Source organism: Kitasatospora sp. NPDC005751 (assembly GCF_040630835.1).
In the GTDB taxonomy this organism is placed as follows: domain Bacteria; phylum Actinomycetota; class Actinomycetes; order Streptomycetales; family Streptomycetaceae; genus Kitasatospora.
In genome coordinates, this window is record NZ_JBEXYC010000035.1 from 18,832 (window position 1) to 38,406 (window position 19,575).

General features: G+C 73.4%; 16 protein-coding genes. 10 read left to right on the forward strand and 6 right to left on the reverse strand.

Going from position 1 to position 19,575, the window contains the following annotated elements; translation table 11 throughout:
• Positions 1-253: 253 nt before the first annotated feature.
• A complete protein-coding gene (locus ABZ497_RS25535) occupies positions 254-1,003 on the forward strand; it encodes an FCD domain-containing protein (protein WP_329485424.1) in 750 nt (249 codons plus the stop codon).
• 232 nt (positions 1,004-1,235) lie between these two features.
• Entirely contained in the window at positions 1,236-3,041 is a 1,806-nt protein-coding gene (locus tag ABZ497_RS25540; protein WP_359808515.1) for a hypothetical protein, read from the forward strand.
• Positions 3,042-3,203: 162 nt separating this feature from the next.
• On the opposite strand, the gene ABZ497_RS25545 is transcribed toward ABZ497_RS25540, so the two are convergent.
• The gene (locus ABZ497_RS25545) at positions 3,204-4,361 is read right to left on the reverse strand and encodes a Dyp-type peroxidase (protein ID WP_359808516.1); all 1,158 of its coding nucleotides are present in this window, start codon (positions 4,359-4,361) and stop codon (positions 3,204-3,206) included.
• A gap of 172 nt (positions 4,362-4,533) precedes the next feature.
• On the opposite strand from ABZ497_RS25545, the gene ABZ497_RS25550 reads away from it, so the two are divergent.
• Positions 4,534-5,820 carry a right-handed parallel beta-helix repeat-containing protein gene (locus tag ABZ497_RS25550; protein WP_359808517.1) on the forward strand — a complete coding sequence of 429 codons (1,287 nt, stop codon included), beginning with the start codon at positions 4,534-4,536 and terminating at the stop codon, positions 5,818-5,820.
• 77 nt (positions 5,821-5,897) lie between these two features.
• Here ABZ497_RS25550 and ABZ497_RS25555 read toward each other — a convergent pair whose 3' ends face one another.
• Together ABZ497_RS25555 and ABZ497_RS25560 are read right to left on the reverse strand one after the other, a co-directional pair.
• Complete coding sequence (locus ABZ497_RS25555; RefSeq protein ID WP_359808519.1) at positions 5,898-6,803, reverse strand: hypothetical protein; 906 nt, start codon at positions 6,801-6,803, stop codon at positions 5,898-5,900.
• A 125-nt stretch (positions 6,804-6,928) separates the two neighbouring features.
• The gene (locus ABZ497_RS25560; protein ID WP_359808520.1) at positions 6,929-9,628 is read right to left on the reverse strand and encodes an SdrD B-like domain-containing protein; all 2,700 of its coding nucleotides are present in this window, start codon (positions 9,626-9,628) and stop codon (positions 6,929-6,931) included.
• Positions 9,629-10,412: 784 nt separating this feature from the next.
• Here ABZ497_RS25560 and ABZ497_RS25565 point away from each other — a divergent pair.
• The 7 genes from ABZ497_RS25565 (at position 10,413) to ABZ497_RS25595 (ending at position 15,363) form a co-directional block, all read left to right on the forward strand.
• Entirely contained in the window at positions 10,413-10,898 is a 486-nt protein-coding gene (locus ABZ497_RS25565) for an NUDIX domain-containing protein (RefSeq protein ID WP_359808522.1), read from the forward strand.
• Between the two features lie 5 nt (positions 10,899-10,903).
• Positions 10,904-11,140: a hypothetical protein gene (locus ABZ497_RS25570; protein WP_359808523.1), complete on the forward strand. Its 237-nt coding sequence runs from the start codon at positions 10,904-10,906 to the stop codon at positions 11,138-11,140.
• Positions 11,141-11,352: 212 nt separating this feature from the next.
• Positions 11,353-11,916 carry a papain-like cysteine protease family protein gene (locus tag ABZ497_RS25575; protein ID WP_359808525.1) on the forward strand — a complete coding sequence of 188 codons (564 nt, stop codon included), beginning with the start codon at positions 11,353-11,355 and terminating at the stop codon, positions 11,914-11,916.
• A 10-nt stretch (positions 11,917-11,926) separates the two neighbouring features.
• Complete coding sequence (locus ABZ497_RS25580) at positions 11,927-12,802, forward strand: hypothetical protein (protein WP_359808527.1); 876 nt, start codon at positions 11,927-11,929, stop codon at positions 12,800-12,802.
• A gap of 256 nt (positions 12,803-13,058) precedes the next feature.
• Complete coding sequence (locus tag ABZ497_RS25585) at positions 13,059-13,418, forward strand: nucleotide pyrophosphohydrolase (protein ID WP_359808528.1); 360 nt, start codon at positions 13,059-13,061, stop codon at positions 13,416-13,418.
• 117 nt (positions 13,419-13,535) lie between these two features.
• Positions 13,536-14,024 (forward strand): GNAT family N-acetyltransferase, encoded by a 489-nt coding sequence (locus ABZ497_RS25590; RefSeq protein WP_359808530.1) that lies wholly within the window; start codon positions 13,536-13,538, stop codon positions 14,022-14,024.
• Positions 14,025-14,193: 169 nt separating this feature from the next.
• Positions 14,194-15,363, forward strand: coding sequence for a hypothetical protein (locus ABZ497_RS25595; RefSeq protein ID WP_359808532.1), 1,170 nt, complete (start codon positions 14,194-14,196; stop codon positions 15,361-15,363).
• 126 nt (positions 15,364-15,489) lie between these two features.
• Here the strand turns inward: ABZ497_RS25595 and ABZ497_RS25600 are convergent, their stop codons facing one another.
• The 3 genes from ABZ497_RS25600 to gndA all read right to left on the reverse strand — a co-directional run bounded on the left by ABZ497_RS25600 (position 15,490) and on the right by gndA (position 19,575).
• Positions 15,490-16,473: an SDR family NAD(P)-dependent oxidoreductase gene (locus ABZ497_RS25600; RefSeq protein WP_359808533.1), complete on the reverse strand. Its 984-nt coding sequence runs from the start codon at positions 16,471-16,473 to the stop codon at positions 15,490-15,492.
• A 102-nt stretch (positions 16,474-16,575) separates the two neighbouring features.
• Positions 16,576-17,760 (reverse strand): zinc-dependent alcohol dehydrogenase, encoded by a 1,185-nt coding sequence (locus ABZ497_RS25605; RefSeq protein ID WP_359808535.1) that lies wholly within the window; start codon positions 17,758-17,760, stop codon positions 16,576-16,578.
• Between the two features lie 369 nt (positions 17,761-18,129).
• Entirely contained in the window at positions 18,130-19,575 is a 1,446-nt protein-coding gene (gene gndA / locus ABZ497_RS25610) for an NADP-dependent phosphogluconate dehydrogenase (protein ID WP_359808537.1), read from the reverse strand.

The window sequence follows — 19,575 nt, forward strand, 5'->3', positions numbered from 1 at the left end:
GGTGGTCGGGTGAGCGTTCGTCGGTCATGGGCACCCCTGGGGGTTGAGGGTGTGCCGGGCCGTGCGCGACCACGGCGGTGTGGTGCGCGGCTCCCGGCGGGTCAGACGGTCGGGCGGCTCTCCAATGGTCTGGAACCAGACCATTGAGGTGGGTGAGCAGCATCGTTCACCCAGCGGCAGGGCCGCGTCAAGGGCTCCGGGGGCGCGAGTCGGAAGGTGCGTGCCGGAGGGCGCTCATAGGTACGATTCCGGCGTGGACGTCGACGAAGCACGCGAACAGGCGCGCCTGGACTGGCAGGCCGGGGCGATCTTCCGGCCCGTCCGGACCGGCAACGCCTTCGAGGAGACCGTCGAACGCCTGCTGCAGGCGATCAAGCTCGGGGTCTTCGGGCACGGCGACCGGCTGCCCGCCGAACGCGACCTCGCCGCCCGGCTCGGGGTCAGCCGCGAGACCCTGCGCGAGGCCCTCCACACGCTCCAGGAGGCCGACTGCGTCGAGTCGCGCCGCGGCCGCTACGGCGGCACCTTCGTCACCTATCGGATGCCGCCGCCGGACGTCGGCGAGCTGCGCCGCGCCGTCCGCGACCTCGGCGGCGAACTGGAGGACGCGCTCACCTACCGCCTGGTGCTGGAGACCGGCGCCGCCGAGGCCGCCGCCCGGCGCACCCTCTCCCCCGACCAGCGCGCCTACCTGGAGCGTCGGCTGGCCGACCTGGAGGGCGCACCCGCGGAGCGGTACCGCCAGCTGGACTCGCGCTTCCACCTCGCCGTCGGCGAACTCACCGGCTCGCGCACGCTGGCCACCGGCATCGCCGAGGCCCGGATGCGCCTCAACGACCTGCTGAACGCCATCCCGATGCTCGACCGCAACATCGAGCACGCCGCCGACCAGCACCGGGCGATGGTCCGGGCGATCCTGGACGGCGACGGCGAGGCCGCCCGCCGCGCCACCGAGGAGCACCTCGCCGGGACGGCCGCCCTGCTCCGGGGCTTCCTGGCCTAAGGGGTGTTTGCGAGGTCCCGACTGGACTCCGCTCCCGCCCCGGACGAACCACCGATCACCCTAACCCTCTTGATTTCCAAGGGAGTTCAGGCCAGACGACGACCGGTTCGGGCCAGCTCCGGGCAATCGCGACACCCGGGCCGCAGGACGGTGCCTACCGTCGATGGGCCGGTTGGCACCCGTCCTGTCGGCCGCCCCGTCGTGTGGAACACCGAGGTAGGGAGTCCGCGCTGTGTCATCCTTGCTGCACTACGAGCTCGTCGCCGATCCGACGTCCCTCCAGGCGTCGCTCCAGGACGAACCCTCCCTGGGGACGGTCTACGTGATCGTCTCCAACACGCACCAGTCCCAGGTGGAGTGGGAGTACATCGACGTGGTGATGCCGTTGCTCGCCATGTCCTCCGACCTGACGGACAACGCCGCGGCGGTCACCGCGAGCGTCGAGCGGACGTACCAGAGCCCGTTCGACGACGCGCTGGAGTTCCGCTGGGACAGCGCCCAGGGCCACTTCCGGGCGCAGCTCTCCCAGGCGCAGCCCCCGACGAGGAAGAACGCGCTCCTGAGCAGCCACGGGGCGCTGATCCTGAAGCTGGAGAACATCCCGGTCTCCGAGGGCGCGGGCCTCACCCTCCTGGAGATCCGCGAGAAGGCCGGCGGCGGCGACGCCAACGAACCCATGCGGCGGGACCACTGCACCACCACCCTGGGCCTGGTGAAGCAGGCGCCGAGGGTCCCGCGCAACTTCCGCGCGCAGCGGTCCCTGGTGAACGGGGACGCGGGCGAGACCCTGGTGCTCCAGTGGGACGGGCCCACCGGTCTCGACTACGCGATCCTGGATCCGACGGGGGCCGAGGTCCACCGCGAGCCGGCCGTGCAGGGAGCCGCGGGGGCGCACCGGGACTACAGCTGGCCCACCGCCGCCCCGAAGCGCGGCACCACGTACACCCTGGTCGCCAAGGCCCCCGGCGGCGGGCAGCAGCGGGGGTACTTCCTCACCACCACCGTCCACGCGCTCGTCCCCGAGTTCGAGAGCGGGACGCGCACGCCGTGGATCGAGGGGACGGCGAACAAGGCCCTGGTCACCTTCACCGCGGACGGCCTGGAGGTCCGCGACGCCAAGCGCGACCTGGGGACGGTGCGGGCCAACAAGGTCGACGTGGACAACGTGACCACCCGGCTGGTCCAGGGGCGGACCGACAGCGCCGGCTGGATCACCTTCCCGGACATCGGCGTCAACGTGTACCACGGCACGAACAGCGACCTGGGCGTCCTCACGGCCGCCCGGGCCGACGTGGAGGGTGTCAACACCACCTGGGCGGGCAGCCGGGCCGGCGGGAAGGGCTGGATCGACTTCACCCAGCCCGGCGCCACCCTCCACAAGGACGGCAACCAGGGCCTCGGCACCCTCACCGCCGACAAGGCCGAGCTGAACGGCCTGAACACCACGTGGGTCGGCGACCGCGACGGCGGAAAGGGCTGGATCGACTTCCCCCAGAACGGCATCGACGTCCACAAGGACGGCGGCCAGGAATGGGGCGTCATCGCCGGCGACAAGGCCGACCTCAACGGCATCAACACCAAGTGGGTCCAGGGCCGGAGCACCACCGACGGCTGGATCGAATTCCCCGCCAACGGCGTCCGCGTCCTGCGCGACGGCGGCCACGAACTCGGCACCGTCACCGCCGGCGAGGCCGATCTCAGCGTGCTGCGCACCGAGCAGGCCCGCGTCTCCGGTGAGGCCTGGGTCACCGGTGGAGTGCGGGTGAAGGGTCTGCTCACCGCCACCGGGGGGATGAAGCTCTACCACGAGGGCGAGCGGATGTTCGTCACCATGCCGGACCGGATCCTCTTCTACGGGATCAACGAGTTCACGCAGTGGGTGACCTTCGCCCAGGGCATCGCCGTCACCTACGGCGACAGCAGCGTCTCGATGGCCAAGGGCAACGGGATGCTGGTCAGGAACAGCAACCTCCAGATCCAGCACGGGACGCTCTCCATTTCCTCCGGCGGCAACCCGCCGCAGGTCCGGGAGCTGTGAGGAACCCCGCGGCACCTGACCGGCGCCAGGCCCCGCCCCCGCGGTCTCGGGGGGCGGGGCCGTCTCGTGCGCCCGGACCGGGGTTGACTCAACGGGCGAACCGGGGCGAACCGGGATCACCCGTGAAGGGTCTCGGCCCGGCGGGCGCGACCGCCGGTGGCCCTACGCCCAGAGCGGTTCGCCGAGCGTCCCGCCCGGTGCGGCGCCGGGGAGCACATAGGCCACGGCCGAGGCCCGGTGCTCGACGAACGGGCCCAGCGCGTCGCGTTCGGCCAGGCGGTTCTGGACCCGGGTGAACAGGGCGGGATCGCGCATGAAGGCGCAGAACAGCAGGCCGCGGTCGTCGAGGCCGTCGTCGTAGCTGTAGCTGCGGCGGAGCATCCGGGCGCCGCCGTCGAGACGGGGGCTGCTGAGGCGGACGTGCGCGGACGCGGGGATGACGTAGGAGCCGTCCGGGTTCTTGGCGTAGATGTCCGGGTCGTCGTGCTCGGCGGTGCCGGTGAGCGGGACGCCGTCGCCCCCGCGGCGGCCCATCACCGCGTCCTGCCGCTCCCCGGGGAGCGCCGCGAAGCCGTCGACGTCCATCCGGATCCGGCGGTACACGAGGACGGTCCCGTTCTCGTGCGGCCCCGGCGGGCCCCAGACCCACTGCCGGGCGGCGTCGTCGTCGGGATTGGCGGTGCCGTCCTTGAAGCCGAACAGGTTCCGCGGTGTCACGCCCCGGGGCGTGAGGGGCAGGAAGCCGGACTGGGTCCAGCGGGGGACGAGGCCGGCGGCCTTCGCGGCGGCGGTGGCCAGTTCCGCGACGACCGTCGGGGTCCAGCGGTCGGCGGAGCACAGCTGGACCACCAGATCGCCGTGGCTGCGCGCCGGGTCGAGGCGCTCGCCGGGGAACGGCGGCAGGTCGGCCAGTCCGGCGGGCACGTTCAGGCCGAGCCGGGAGGCGAGTCCGGGACCCACGCCGACCAGGGAGGCGATCCGGGTCGGCACGCCCGTCCCCAGGCGCGGGTCGGGCAGCGTACCGGCGGCCGCGCCGGAGAGGGTGCGGGTCAGCGCGTCGAGGACGGCGCGGAGGGTCTGCCGGTCCGCGGCCGCGGTGGTCGCCGGGAGGTCGAACGACAGCAGCTGTGCGACAGGCAGTTGAGGCTCCGTCACCCCGGCCTGCCGGGGCCCGTGGAAGGGGACCGCCGACCCGGGCGGCGGGCCGGCGGGGTGCGACCGGTCGTCCGGTGTCAGGACGTCGCCCGCCAGCGCCTCGGCGGCCGCGCCGATCCCGGCGGCCAGCACCGCGCCCGCCGCGAGCACGGCCCTGCGTCCCAAACCGGCCGCAGCTGGTCGTGCCGGTTCCTGCGGATTTCCCGGTTCGGTATGCATGGCCGATATTGGAGACGATAGAACACGTATCATGCAAATCCCCTCTCCTCAGCGCCTGTTGTCCGCTCGGTCCGCCCGGCCCGCCGCATTCCGGGCGACGCTGCCGGGACGCCTGTCGGTGCTGGTCACCCTGGTCGCGGTGGCGGCGACGGGGTGCTCGGCGACGGATTCCCAGCCGTCCGGGAAACCGCATCCGGCCGGGAACGTCGTTCGCGTACCGGAGGACTTCGCCACGGTGCAGCAGGCGGTGGACATCGCGCGTGAGGGTGACACCGTGCTGATCCAGCCGGGGGTGTACCGCGAGAGCGTGCGGGTCACCGTGCCGCGGGTGGTCGTGCGCGGCACGGACCGGAACGCGGTGGTCCTCGACGGCGGGGTGCGGCTCGTCAACGGCATCACCGTCACCGGCGCCGGCTCGGTGGTGGAGAACCTCACCGTCCGCGGCTACCTCGCCAACGGCGTCCTGTTCACCGGGGTCACGGACGACCAACTGCAGCGTCGCGGCGCCGGCGGCTCGGCCTACGACCCGCTGGACACCGTCCGCTTCCCGCCGGTGCAGGGCTTCCGGGCCTCCCGGGTGACGGCGTACAACAACGGGCTCTACGGCATCTACGCCTTCGACGCGCGCGGCGGCGTCATCGAGGACTCCTACGCCTCCGGCGGCGCCGACTCCGGCATCTACGTCGGCCAGTGCAAGCCCTGCGACACGCTGGTGCGCGGCAACACGGTCGAACGCAACGCGGTCGGCATCGAGATCACCAACGCCTCGGACAACCTCACGGTGCTCGGCAACCGCGTGGTCGGCAACCGCGTCGGCGTGACGGTCAACTCCAACGACCTGGAAGCCCTCGCCCCGCAGCACGGCGCGGTGATCGCCGGCAACGTGATCGCCGGCAACAACGCCGCGGACTCGCCCGAGCAGGCCGACGGCGGCTTCGGGATCGGCATCGGCATCGGCGGCGGCACCGCGAACCAGGTGCTGCGCAACCTCGTCCGGGACAACCGCGCGGCCGGGGTCGTCATCACCGACCCGCCCGGACACCCCGCCGTCGGCAACCGCGTCGAGGGCAACCACGCCACGGCCAACGGCGTCGACCTCGTGCTGGCCTCGACCGATCCCGCGAACTGCTTCACCGGCAACTCGCCCGCGACGCAGAGCCCGAACGGCCTGGAGGACGTGGCCGGGTGCGGCGCCGCCGCGCGCCAGGCCGTCCCGGCCGGTCGGCCGGCCACCGTCGAACCACCGCCCGGCACACCGTTCAACTCCGTGCCCGTGCCGCCCGCCCAGCCGTCGATGCCCGATCCCTCCGCGCCCGGCCGCCCGGCGACGGACCTGCCCGGACCGGTCGATCCGAACCGCTACCCGCTGCCGACCGACGTCGCCGCCATGCCGCAGCCGAACTGAGCCCGACCGGCCGACAGCGCTGCCCGCCGGTCGGGGATCCCGGGGGGACCCAGCGGCGCCCGGCCGGCGGCGCCGTGTCAGCCGGCGGCCCAGGGGGCCTCGGGCAACTTCGCCGCCTCGTCGCGCCCGGTGATCTCGACGGTCGTCGGGGTGCCGAGGCCGGGCATCCGCATCGTCACCCGCCGCAGACCGCCGTCGCCGTCGATCCAGTAGGTCAGCGGCGACAACTCACCGTCGGCCCCCGCCCCGTGCGCGGCGTCGCCGGAGCGCGGCCCGGAGAACCGGTCGTAGCTCCGGCCGTCGATCAGGTCGCGGCCCAGCCATCGCGGACCGGACTGCGCGAGCAGCAACGGGTTGTCGGGCCGGTCCGCGCCCAGCTGGATCAGCAGTTGGAGGCCGGAGTCCAGGGGGTCCGCCGTGTAGCCGCGCGGCGACCAGCCCGGGCGGGGGATGTGCTCGGCCTGCTGCCAGGCCGGGCCGCCGCCTTCACCCGCCTGCGGCGCCAGCCCCAGGCCGGCGCCGTCCCACACGATCAGCCCGTGGTCCAGCTCACCCGTGGGCCCGGTGACCCGGTAACGGCCCGCCGCCCGGTGCGTGCGGTAGTCCACGACCCCCTCCACCCGCACCATCACGCCACCGCCCTCGGCGGCGGTGAGGGTCACCGTCGCCGGGCTCGCCTGGTAGAGGTTGAGGCGCGACACCGCGATGCGCGATGCCTCGTCGACGGTCACCGGTCGGCTGGTGGTGCTGTCGGACACGTTCCGGTAGACGACCACGCCGCCCGTGGCGGCCCCGCACACGGTGACCGCCAGCAGCACCCGGAGCCAGCCGGCCCGCCGCGGCGCGCGGGCGCCGCCGGACTTCCACCGGGCGGTGAAACCGCTGGGCTTCCTCCCGGCCGTCTTGTCGCCGCGCTTCGTCCCGGCCGTACTGTCACCGGGCTTCCGCCCGGCCGTCTTGTCGCCGGACTTGCTCCGGGCCATGACCATGCCTTCTCTCACGTCGGTGACACACTCGGGCGGGTTCGCGAACCCGATGGTCCGCGAACCCGCCCGATCCGCCCCTGCCGGCCGCCGGCCCGTCGGGCTGCGACGGCCGGGCCGGGGTGTTACCGGTGCCGGGCCCTACGCCCGCGCAGTCCTACCAGCACCCCGCCGAGCGCCGTGAGCCCCACGGCGACGAGGGCCATCGGTACGAGCGGCCCCGTGCCGGTGCTCGCCAGGGGCGAGCCCGGCGCGGGCCGCGGCGGGCCCGGTGCGGCGGCCGGCACGACGGGCGGCTCCGGCGGGTTCGACGCGGGCGGTACGCCGGCCGTCTCCGTCGGGGTCGGCGTCGCGGCCGGCGTCGTGGGCGACGGGGTAGGCGATGGACTGGGCAGCAGCCGGTTGACCGCCGTGACCGAGACGCCCTCCGCGAGGTTCTCGGACGTCAGCACCAGCGGACCGAACACCGTCGTGTCCGGCGCCGCGTAGCCCTCGGGCGGGCTGAGCTCCTGCCAGTAGTACGTCCCCGGCTCACCGGCGCCCCGGCACAGGCCGTCGGCGCCGGTGGTGCACGGGCTCCCCAGCTTCGCGTCCGGCTTGTCACCGGTGAGCTGCAGCCCGTCGGTGCCGTTCGTCTCGTGCCACAGCTGGAACCTCGCCCCCGCCAGCGGCTTGCCGTCCTGGTCGTGCTTGACCAGGCGCAGCGCGCCCTCCTGCCGGCGGAACCCGAAGTCGAAGGTGTGGTCGTTCTCGCCCGGCCCGCCGGTGGTCAACGCCCGCTCGGGGAACCGTCCGCCGTCGGGGACGACGCCCTTGGAGTCGATGAAGTGGTTGTCGCCGACGTCCGCGTCGGTGGGCACCCACTGGTACAGGGGGCCGCCCTTGGCGTAGTCGGCCGGGTTGTCCAGCCTGATGGTGTACTTGGTGCGCGGCTTGAGGCCGCCGTCCACGTCGGAGTCGTCGAAGTAGTACTCGCCGCGGGCGGTCGTCCTCGTCGTGCCGACGAGCTTCCCCGACTCGTCGTAGAGGTGGACGGTCGCGCCCGGGACGGGGCGCTGGCCCGGGCGCTGGACGCCGGTGCGCTCCGGGTCGTACCAGACCCGGTTGCCGATCTGCAGCGGCGCCTGGTCGCAGAGGACCTCCAGGTCGCCCATCGACGCGCCCTTGCCGAACGGGGCCACCGTTCCCGGCGGGTTGAGCCGCAGGCCGAACTTCGGGTCCTGCTTCCCGTCGCGCTGGAGGAACGACGTGCCGTACCCCAAGGCGGTGTGGTTGGGGTCGAAGGCGGAGACCGCGATGGTGTTCTCGGCCTTGGAGAGCGCCATGCCGGCGAACGCCGTGTTGCGGTGGCCGCCCCAGCTGGTGTCGAAGAACCGGGTGCCCCGGGGAGAGAGCCCGCAGCCGTTGTTGGTGTCCAGCAGGAACGTGCCGCCCGCCGGGCAGGCCTTGTTCAGGTCCCCGCCGGACATGACGACGGCGACGGAGCCCGGTGCGGGGGCGGCCGGGGCGCGGTCGGCGAAGCGGTCGCGGAAGGCCAGCAGCATCGAGCCGTCGCTCTCGAAGGCGATCTCGCCCAGCTCGGGCTCGGGGTTGGCGATGGTGGAGGCGCCGCACGGATTGCCGTTCTGCGACGTCGGGTAGGTGCTCGTCCACGGGAACCAGCCCGCGCCGTCGCACGGGCCACCGCCGACGGTCGACTGCCGCGGGTAGTCGAGCGGCTGGTCCAGCACCGGCTTGCCGAACACCCCGGTGGCGAGGTCGAACGGCAGGACGACCGCGCGGAGGTCGGCGACCTTGCCGGTGGACTCGCCGGAGCACACCCCGCCGAGGTAGCCCTTGCCGTCCTGGAGGCCCAGGCCGAAGGGGCGCCAGTCCCCCGCCGCCGGGCAGCCCGGATCCGGGACGGCGTAGGAGGCCTTCGGCGCCGCCGCGGTGGGCGCGGTGGCGTCGTAGCGGTAGAGCCTGCGGTCGTTGAGGTTGACGACGAACAGGTCCCGACCGTCATCGGTGATCTTGAGGCCGCCCAGGCTCTCCTTGCCCGGCACACCGAGGAAGGCGTCGTCGGTGCCACCGCCGTGGACCGTCGCACCGGCCTCCGGGACGGTGGTGAACAGGGTGGTCCTCTTCTGGGCGAGGTCGGTGACGTAGATCGCCCCGGCGCCGCCCGGACCGTAGTCGGTGGTGCGCTTGGCCAGCGCGGAGGAGAACACCCGCCGGTCGGAGCGGTTCCACCCGATGCCGTAGAGCGTGCCGGTCTCGGCGTCGGTGGCGATGTCCGTGACGTTCACGTCCACGCCGTCCTGGCCGCGCGCGCTGTAGGGGAAGGACACCAGCGTGCGCTGGGCGCCGCCCTCGCGCGAGGTGGGCTGACAGGTCGTCACCAGCGGTGCGTTCTTCTGGCAGTAGTCACCGGGGTTCCACAGCCCCGTGGTGAACGCGACGTTCTTGCCGCCGGAGAGGTCGACGAACTCCTCGTTGCTGCTCAGTCTGTTCGGAGCGCCGTCCAGTCCCTCCCGGGAGGCGAAGGCCGGGAACAGCACGCCCGGCTTCGGATTCACCACCTGGACGCGGTACTTGCCGCCGGACAGCTTCGCCGCCGGGGCGAGGGTGACCGTGCCGTCCGCCGCCGTCGCCCCCTGGACCGCGGTGCCTGCGTCATCGGTGAGCGTCACCGTGACACCCGCGAGGCCGGGTTCCAGCGCCGGCGTCCAGACCCCGCTCGTGTCCACCGCCCGCACCACCCGGACCGTCACCGACCCGTCGCCGGACTGCGGGAACGCCGCCGGCGCGACGGCCAGCGAGCAGCCCGCGATCCCCAGTGCCACTGCCGCGGTTCTCGCCACGGCCCGGCGGCCGGGCGAACCCGACCGCCCCCAACCCGGCCCGCGCGCGGAGCCGTTCAACCGATCACTTGTAGATGTCATTCCCACTCTCATCGTCGAGAGGCCTACGCCCGGCCGCCTGAGGAGCCGTGTGGAGTGACGGAGCACCCGCCATTCAGCGGAAGCTTAAAGGCGTCGCAAGGAAGGTGCGGGCACAATCGTCATTTTGACGCTCCATCAGGCGACTCTCCCCGATCTCGGCGGCGACCCGGAGGTCCGCGGGCGGTACGTCTGCGGACCGACCCCCGACCCCGACATACCGACGCCCCAAACCTTCCCGGGCAGCTCGCCAGCCGAACGGGTGAATCCGCCGACGGCTGTCCGCCGCGCACCCTCCCCACCCGACGAGCACCCGCCACCGGCGCGAAGCCGCACGGTCCGCCAGTGCTCGAACGCGCGCTCGCCGCCCGCGCACTGGGCTCCGCCACCCTCGCCGCACTCCCTCGCGACCACCTCGGGGTGTCCCCGGAAGCGCGGGGGGTGCTCGAAAAGTCCCCGTTCGCCCCGGGCACGCCCGACGGAAATCCGCTTGAACGCCGCACTCGAACAGCACCATCATCAGACGCCACCCGACCCGAGGTGACCAAGCGAACTCGACCCGTCCACAGCTCACTTGACGCTCACCGCCGGCCAGACGGCGCGCCGGCCGGCCTGAGCACGGGTGCACCGCCGCACCCCGCCGACCACCGCGAGTCCCCGTCAGCCGAGCAGTCCCGGAGGTAGCACCGTGGAGATCCTTCGCCAGGCCGTGTCCGTCATCGTCCACGACCAGCACCGAGATCTGGTCGCGACGCTCCGCTACGCCGCGCACGGCTGGCACGCGACGCCGGCGTGGACGATCCCCGGCGGCAAGGTCGAGGAGGGCGAGCGGCTCGACGAGGCCGCCGCCCGCGAGTTGCGGGAGGAGACCGGGCTGATCACCGATCCCGGGGGCCTATGGCTCGTGCACACGATCCAGGTCCGCCAGGGCTGGGACGGCGAGGGCCCGTTCCTGCTGTCGGTGTTCCTCGCCACCGCCTGGAGCGGTGAACTGACGAACGCCGAGCCGGACAAGCACCTCGGCGCCCACTGGTCCCCGGTCGACGCGCCACCGCTGCCGATGTTCGCCACCGCCCACGCCGCCCTCACGCTCTACCGGGGCGGGGGCCGCGGCTTCTCCACCCACGGCTGGGGCGGCGAAGGGTCCGACCCGCGTGCGCTCGTCGGCGCGTGAGACCGGTGGGCCGACACCGCCGACCGCCCGACCCGCACCTGCCGGACGACGCTGACCTGCGGCTGCGCGCGATCGCGCGGCAGCAGAACGTCGTGGAGGAGGGCGTCGCCGTCCTCCCCGGCAGCGCCGCCCCGTACGCCTACCGGACGGTGCACCGGCCGGACGGCGGAGTCGACCACCACCTCGTCCGCCTCGATCCCCCGCCGCCCCCGCGCTCCCGCCGGCCGGGTGAACCGCGATGACGCCCGCGCCCGCCCCGGCCCCGCCGTGGGACCGCACCGCGGGGATCACCTGCCCCGGTGTGAGGTCCTCGGCGTCGTCTGCCCTGCATATATGACGATTCGTCCTTGTAGGTGCAGTTTCTATACACACCATGGGTAACAGCGCGAATTCGTGCTGTCATAGCTGCGCAAGATCCCCGGCACGCATCGCACCTTCGCGGGAAGGCAGGAAGATGGGCAGATCCACGTTCGCGGCCACGACGATGGCCGCCGCACTGACGGTTTCGGGGTTGCTCGCCGCCGTAGGGAGCCCGGCCCACGCCGAGGCGGGGCAGGACAACATCGGCATGTACAAACAGGAGAAGACCCAGTGGTGCTGGGTCGCCTCCGGGCTGACGATCGCCAAGTTCCAGGGCTACGGCAGCACACAGACGGACTTCTGCACCCGGGCCCAGCCCTCCTACGGCTGCAACAACCAGCCCGCCACACTCGACGACATGGCCAGGGGCTGGAACAGCCTCGGCATGGCCCACCCCGGCTCCGGCCTGAACAGCGCGGCCACGTTCAACCAGGTCTACACCGACGTCAAGGCGGCCCGCCCGGTCGCCGCCCGCATCGGGTGGACGTCCGGCGGTGGCCACATGAACGTCGTCTACGGCTTCGACACGTCGAACAACACCATCGCCGTCGCCGACCCGTGGCCGGACACCGCCACCTACACGTGGTGGAACTACAACGACTACGTCAGCAACAGCTCGTTCAAGTGGACCCACTCCCGGATCGGCATCTCCCGTTAAGGCAGGCGGCATGCACCGAGCAAGAACGTCCAGCAAGGGGGCGGCCTCCCGCCGCTCCCGCCTGACCACCGTCCTGGTACTGAGCGCGGCCGCGCTGCTGACAGTCGCCGGCCCCGCCCACGCGACCGCGCCCATGGACCCGCTCCCGGCGGACATCCCGGACTACCAGGCCGCCCTCGACCTGGTGAAGTCGGCCGACGTCCGCGCCACCATCTGCCGCTTCCTCAGCGTGCCGGTGCCCCAGGGGGACGCGGTCGGCGCACCGCAGGCGATCCCCGACAAGGCCGACCCGTGCGAGGGCCTGCCGACGTTCACCGTCAAGGACCCGTTGGCGCTGAACGAGATCACTCCCGGCTTCGCCGCGGGGACGTCCCTGCCGATCGCCACCGAGGCGGTCAAGCTGAGCTATCTGGTCTCCGCGCTGAACGCCCCGGTCAACGGGCGGAACGCCACCGTCATGCTCGCCCCCACGCAGGGCGGCGGGTGGCATCTGGCGGCCGTGCGCGAGGGCGACAGCGACGCCACGTTCGCGGGCAGTGCCACGGTGGGGACGCTGGTGTTCTCCGAGCCGCAGATCCGCGGCTGGTACCAGCTGAAGCTCACCACGGTCGAACCCCTCAACGACCAGGCGCGGCAGGGGCTGGACGGCCAGTCGGCGGTCTCGCTGAGCGCCTACCAGAAGCTGGTCAAGGCCCGTTACGCCGACAAGCTGCCCGGCTCGGTGTACGACACCACGGGCATGTCCAGCGGCTACGGCGTCGCGAAGAAGTCGGCAGCCACCCCTTCCTCGACACCCGTGCTCGTCGGCGGTTCGGGCGTGGCCCTGGCGCTCGCGGGTGGCGCCTTCGCCCTCCTCCGCCGCCGTCGGCGCGACAACGTCGCCTGAACGCGGCCACCATCGCCCCGACCCCGCCGCCGAACGGGGTCGGGGCGAAGCCGCCCACCGGTGCTGACCCACGACGCCATCGAACGGCACGACGTACCGCAGGGTGAACCCCTCGGAAGAGGTTCGACCGGGACTCGACTTGTCAGGACTGACGAGGCGTCATAGAACGGGGACTGACAGCGACTCAGGTGAATCGCCGGGCGCGCGTCGACGTGATGGCGACGCACGCCCGGCGCCGTCCGTACGGGAGCCGACCATGTCCGACCGGGAGCGGCTGCACGACGCGGTGCTCGAAGTCCGCGAGTCCTACGACCGGCTGAACGAGCAGCGGCTCGGCCGCCGGTGGGACCTCACCGACCACGCGCTCGGTTCCGTGGGCGACGTGGGGGCCCTCGCGAAGCCGGTGATGGCCCACGAGGGCCACCGCACCGACGTGGCGGGCGGCCGCGAGCTGCTCGCCCACGAGCTGTCGGACTGCCTGTTCTCCCTCCTGGTGATCGCCGAGAAGACCGGCATCGACCTCGAAGCCCGGTTCCCGGCCGACATGTCCGCTCTCGCCGCCCGGGTCCGCGCGCAGCTCGCCACGGGAGCGACGCCGCCTCCCGCCACCCCCTGACCCAGCCGGGCGCCACGCGGCACGAGCGACGAACGCCCCGCCCCCGGGGCGGATGCCCCGAATGGTGTTGCGCCTCGCCGACGTGTGGTGGAGCCTCTCAGGCTGGAGGTGGTCCAGGTGACCGACATCAGGGTCTCGCTGTCCGTGCGCGACCTCACCCATGAGGACCTGCCCTCGTGCGGCTGGGCGGGCTCCGCCCTGCACGTGCGCCGGCTCGCCGACCAAGTGCGGCGGGCCGAGCGCGGTGAGGTCGACTACCTGGCCGTGCACGGGCCCGCCGGCCTGCCGGTGGCGATCGGCGGCGTCGACTACACGGTCAGGAGCGGTGCCGGCACGCTCTGGCAGCTCGGCGTCCATCCGGCGCTCCGGTCGTGCGGCATCGGCACTCTGCTGATCGCCTCCGCGGAGGCCCGGATCACCGCCCGGGGCCTGACGGTGGCCGAACTGGGCGTGGAGGAGGGCAACCCCAGGGCCCGCGCCCTCTACGAGCGGCTCGGCTACCGGGCCTACGGCCGCGAACCGGACTCCTGGGAGGTGGAGACCGCGGAGGGCTCGGTCGAACGGTACGAGACCGTGTGCACGTTGATGCGCAAGGACCTCACGTAGCCGAGGACGAGCTGCACCGACGAAGTCGGCTGGGTGCCGCAGGCTCCGCCGAAGTACCCCGTCCCCGTGCGGTGCGTCACCGGGCGGAAAAGCTCACCCCCGGCCGCGGCGCACGCCAGAATCACCTCAGGCCAGTCGGTGCGCCGACACGATCCGAAGGAGCGCCGCCATGACCCGCTACAGTGTCGACCCCGCCCGACACGAGCTGATCGCCGCCTGGGGAACCGGCGGCGGCGACCTCTCCGCCCGCGTCGCCGTCCTTCCCGCCGAGGCCGACACCGCCGCGCTGCTGCGCCTGGCCGGCACGCTCACCCAGCTGTCCGAGGCGGCCTGGCGCACCTACACCCACCCGGCCAGCGCCGCCGACTCCCTGGAGTCCGGCAGCGAGGGATGGCGGCGCGAGCGGGAGCGCGAGGCCTTCGGCGAGGTCGCCGCCGCCGTCGCCCGCCCCAACCTGCCCCAGGGCGGGATGCTGACCGTCTCCTACAGCCCCCTGGTGGAGTCCGCGAACCGGATCGGCCGCGCCCTGGTGGCCCTGGGCGACCCGGAACTCACCGCCACCGTCCTGGCCGAGGCCGCCCAGGAGCTCGCCGCCGTGGAGAGCGCCGAACTCGGCGACCTCTCCGGCCGCGCCCAGCAGGCCGTCCTGCTCAGTCGCGAGGACGCCTCGCCCGCCCAGGTCGCCGCCGCCGACCACCTCTTCCGTCAGGACCCGTTCGGCCCCGCTGAGCTGTTCTCCGGCATCGACCCCACCGCCGCGGCCGTCGCCGCGGCCCACTGGCTCACCGCCGCGGCCGAGATCGCCGCCGAGGCCTCCGGCCACGACCGCGCCACCGTCGTGCTCGAAGCCGACGCCATCGAGGCGCTCGCCCACGAGACCCCCACCCTCGTCCTCGAACTCATCGACGCCGGAGCGTCCCCGCACGACGCCGTCGCCGGGCTCGTCCGGCACGCCCTGCAGGTGGCCGACGGTCTGCTGCCCGACCCCACCGCCCTGCGGGACCAGCTCAACGACTTCGAGGAGGCCCTCGCCGAGTACGCGGAGGACGACGGCGACGAGGGCCTCGCCCCGGAGGACACCGGCCTGCGCCTGACCCCCCTCGACCCGCGGCGCCCCGCCCGCGACCTCCTCGAAGACCTCCTCGCCGGCATCCACGGCTGCTGGCTCCTCCACGACCAGTACACCGACGCCGACCACGACGAGGACGCGACCCCGGAGACCCCCGCCCACGAGGACGACGAGGAGGCCGCGGAGGAATTGCACCAGCAGCGCAGCCGTGGTCAGTTCGCCGCCCGGGTGCGCGCCGTCGCGGCCCGCGATCGCGACCGGCTGGTCTGACGCCGCAGCGCTGTCGAACCGCCACCGGCGGCGGCCGCTCCGCCGGCGCGACCCGGGGCGACCCGGCGCGTGCCGGCGGCGACGGACCGGACACGCCGCCGGGATCGGGGGTCCGCCCGGAACTCGTCAGCGGCCGGGTCCGGGTTCGCCGAAGCGCCGCCCCGCGCGGTCGCCGAGCACGGTGACGGCTGCGGGGAGCGGCGAGTCGACCGCGGCCCGGGACCCGCGGACGTTGCGGCGCGGGTCCTGCCCCGGCCCCGGCAGGATCCGTGCGGCGAGGCCGAGCAGGCGGGTCGTGGTGGCGGGAGCGAGGCCCTGGAGCCGGACGCCCACCTTGGCCGCCGGGGTGAGGACGAGTTCGGGCCTGCGGCGCTCGGCGGCGCGGACGATGGCGCGGGCGGCGCGCTCCGCGTCCATGGACAGCAGGGGGAGCGACGCCGCCGCGGCGAACCAGCTGTACTCGGCGCCGGGCCTGCCGTGGAAGCGGGCCGCGGTGTGCGAGCCGGTCCGCATCAGGCCGGGCAGCACGGTGGTGACACTGACCCCGGCCCCCTCGCCCGCTCCGGCTCCCGCTGCGGCGAGTTCGGCCCGCAGTCCCTGCGACAGGCCGGCCGCGGCGAACTTCGCGGTGGCGTACGGGAGCAGGTGGGGTGCGGCGATGCGTCCGCCGACGGAGGAGATGTTCACCAGCGTGCCGGCCGTACTGGCCCGTAGGTCGGGCAGGGCCGCGAGGGTCAGCCGCAAGGGGGCGAAGAGCATCGTCTCCATCGCCTCGCGGAAGTCCTCCTCCCGCAGCGCGTCCAAGGGGCCGACCTGGATGATGCCGGCGTTGTTGACCAGCACGTCCAGCGGCCCGAAGCGGTCGTGCACCGCGTCCAGCAACGCGCGCGGGGCGGACTCGTCGGTGATGTCGCAGACCACGGACGCCACCTCGGCGCCCTCGGCACGCAGACGGCTCTCGGCGAATCCGAGCTCACGCGGGTCGCGGGCGCAGAGCATCACCCGGCAGCCCCGCCGGGCGAGTTCCTGGGCGATGAGCAGGCCGAGGCCTCGCGACGAGCCCGTGACCAGGGCGGTCCGGTCGGCGAAGCGGTGCAGCGTTCGGGACATGGGGGCTCCCGGGAGCGGTCACGCCGGTGCGGCGTCGGGGACGGGGATCAGTCGGAGGCGGGATCAAGCGGGGCGGGGGGCGGGATCAGGCGGGGACAGGGATCAGGGATTGAAGAGGATCTTGACGGCGCCGTCCTGCTTCTTCTGGAACAGGCGGTAGGCGTCGGGCGCCTCGGCGAGCGGGAGATGGTGGGTGGCGAAGGCCTCCACGCCCAGCGGGTCGTCGTCGGAGAGCAGCGGGAGGATGTCGTCGGACCAGCGGTGGACGTTGGCCTGGCCCATGCGCAGCTGGATCTGCTTGTCGAACAGGGTGAGCATCGGGAGCGGATCGGTCATGCCGCCGTAGACCCCGGACAGGGAGATGGTGCCGCCGCGGCGGACGATGTCGATGGCGAGGTGGAGGGCGTGGAGGCGGTCCACTCCGACGTGCTGCATGAGCCGGGCGGCCAGGGCGCTCGGCAGCAGGGCCGTGGACTGCTGGGCGAGGGTCGCGGCCGGCGAGCCGTGCGCCTCCATGCCGACGGCGTCGATGACGGCGTGCGGGCCGCGGCCGTCGGTCATCTCACGGATCGTGTCGGCCAGGCCCTTGCCGTGCCGGTCGAGGTCGAGGACGGTGGTGCCGCGGGCGCGGACCCGCTCCAGGCGTTCCGGTACGAGGTCCACCCCGATCACCTGGCCGGCGCCGCGGTGGGCGGCGATCCGGGTGCACATGTCGCCGATCGGCCCGAGGCCCAGGACGACCAGGCTGCCGCCATCGGGCACGTCGGCGTACTCCACGGCCTGCCAGGCGGTCGGGAGGACGTCGGAGAGCAGGACGTACCGGTCGTCGGGCGGCCCCTGCGGCACCTTGATGGGCAGCGTGTTGCCGAACGGTACCCGCAGTAGCTCGGCCTGCCCGCCGGGCACCTGGCCGTAGAGCTTCGTGTACCCGAACAGTGACGCCCCGGTGCCGTACTCGCGGACCTGGGTCGTCTCGCACTGCGAGTGCAGACCCTGCGCGCAGGTGAAGCAGGTGCCGCAGGAGACGTTGAAGGGCACCACGACCCGGTCGCCGGGCCGGACGGCGGTGACCTCGGGGCCGACCTCCTGGACCACGCCCATCGGTTCGTGGCCGAGGATGTCGCCCGGATCCAGGAACGGGCCGAGGACCTCGTAGAGGTGGAGGTCCGATCCGCACAGTCCGGTGGTGGTGATCTTCACGATGACGTCGGTCGGGTCCTCGATCACGGGATCGGGCACCGATTCGACCCGTACGTTCCGCCTTCCTTGCCAGGTCAGAGCCTTCACGGCCACTCCTCTCGCTGGATCCCCCCTCGGCGCCGCGGCTCGCACGCGAGCCGCGCGAACGCGCGATTGCCGGTGCGCGCCCACCGGGAGGCGACTGTTTCCCGCCGTCCCGCACGGCCCGCGCCTGCCCGGGCGCGGGAACGTGAAACGCCCCCCGCGCAGGGGTGCGGGTCGCCGCCGTCGCCCTCGCCCGCCGTGCGCGATCGGGCCGAAACTGCTCTGCTGGGTGCGGATGTGCCTTCCGAGCGGATGCCGGCCGGCGCCGCCCGCTTCCGGATGGTCGTCACCACCGGCTGACCCGTGGCGCCCGCGTGGCTCGGCCCTCCCGGGTGGACCCGGGAGGGCCGAGCCACGCTTCGGGCGGGCCGCTCAGCGCCGCTCCTCCGGGCGCTGCGGCTCCTCCCAGCGGGTGTGGAAGACCCCGTCGCGGTCGACCCGCCGGTAGGTGTGCGCGCCGAAGAAGTCCCGCTGCCCCTGGACCAGGGCGGCCGGCAGCCGCTCGGCCCGCAGGCTGTCGTAGTACGCGAGCGCGGTCGCGAAGCCCGGCGCCGGCACGCCCAGCTGGGCCGCCGTCGAGACCACCCGCCGCCAGGCCGACTGGGCGGACCCGAGCGCCTCCGTGAAGTGGGCGTCGGTCAGCAGGGTGGGCAGCTCCCGGTTCCCGTCGTAGGCGGCCTTGATCCGGTCGAGGAACCTGGCCCTGATGATGCATCCGCCGCGCCAGATGGCGGCCATCTCGCCGGGGTCGATCCGCCAGGAGTACTCGGCGCTGCCGGCCTGGATCTGCTGGAAGCCCTGGGCGTACGCGACCATCTTGGAGGCGTACAGGGCCTGCTCGACGTCGTCGGCGAAGCGGTCCGCGGCGGCGCTGTCCAGCCAGGTCTCGGTCGGTCCGGGCAGGCCGCGGCCCGCCTCGCGCAGGGACACGCCGCCGGACAGCGACCGGGCGAAGACCGCCTCGGCGATGCCTCCGACGGGCACCCCGAGCTCCAGCGCGGTCTGGACCGTCCAGCGCCCGGTGCCCTTCTGCTCGGCCCGGTCCAGCACGACGTCGACGAAGGGCCGGCCGGTGTCCGCGTCGGTGTGGGCGAGGATGTCCGCGGTGATCTCGATCAGGTAGGACTCCAGCCGCCCGCCGTTCCAGGTGCGGAACACCTCGGCGATCTGCGGCGGCTGCAGGCCCGCGGCGTGGCGCAGCAGGTCGTAGGCCTCGGCGATCAGCTGCATGTCCGCGTACTCGATGCCGTTGTGGACCATCTTGACGAAGTGGCCGGCGCCGTCCGGTCCGACGTGCGTGCAGCAGGGCTTGCCGTCGACCCGGGCCGCGATGTCCTCCAGCAGCGGTCCCAGCAGCCGGTACGCCTCCGCCGTGCCGCCCGGCATGATGCTGGGGCCCTCCAGCGCGCCCTGCTCGCCGCCGGAGATGCCGCTGCCGACGAAGTGCAGCCCGCGCCCGCGCAGGGCGGCCTCCCGCCGTCGGGTGTCGAGGAAGTGGGCGTTCCCGCCGTCCACCAGCACGTCGCCCTCGTCGAGCAGCGGGACGAGTTCGTCGATGACCGCGTCGGTCGGCTCCCCGGCCTTGACCATGACGACGATCATGCGCGGGCGTTCGATCGCCGCGACGAACGCCTCCGGCGAGTCGGCCGGGACGAACTCGCCCTCGTGCCCGAACTCCTCCAGCAGGGCGGTGGTCCTGGCCCGGGTGCGGTTGTGCACGGCGACGCGGTAGCCGTGGCGGGCGAAGTTCCTGGCCAGGTTGCGGCCCATCACGGCCAGTCCGGTGACGCCGATCCGGGCCTTCGACTGCTCGGTCAT

Excerpts from the sequence above, each read along its gene's own strand:
- ABZ497_RS25555 (WP_359808519.1), bottom strand. The coding sequence starts at position 6,803 with ATGGCCCGGAGCAAGTCCGGCGACAAGACGGCCGGGCGGAAGCCCGGT.
- ABZ497_RS25575 (WP_359808525.1), top strand. The coding sequence starts at position 11,353 with ATGGGCAGATCCACGTTCGCGGCCACGACGATGGCCGCCGCACTGACG.
- ABZ497_RS25580 (WP_359808527.1), top strand. The coding sequence starts at position 11,927 with ATGCACCGAGCAAGAACGTCCAGCAAGGGGGCGGCCTCCCGCCGCTCC.
- ABZ497_RS25585 (WP_359808528.1), top strand. The coding sequence starts at position 13,059 with ATGTCCGACCGGGAGCGGCTGCACGACGCGGTGCTCGAAGTCCGCGAG.
- ABZ497_RS25595 (WP_359808532.1), top strand. The coding sequence starts at position 14,194 with ATGACCCGCTACAGTGTCGACCCCGCCCGACACGAGCTGATCGCCGCC.
- ABZ497_RS25600 (WP_359808533.1), bottom strand. The coding sequence starts at position 16,473 with ATGTCCCGAACGCTGCACCGCTTCGCCGACCGGACCGCCCTGGTCACG.
- gndA (WP_359808537.1), bottom strand. The coding sequence starts at position 19,575 with ATGACCGAGCAGTCGAAGGCCCGGATCGGCGTCACCGGACTGGCCGTG.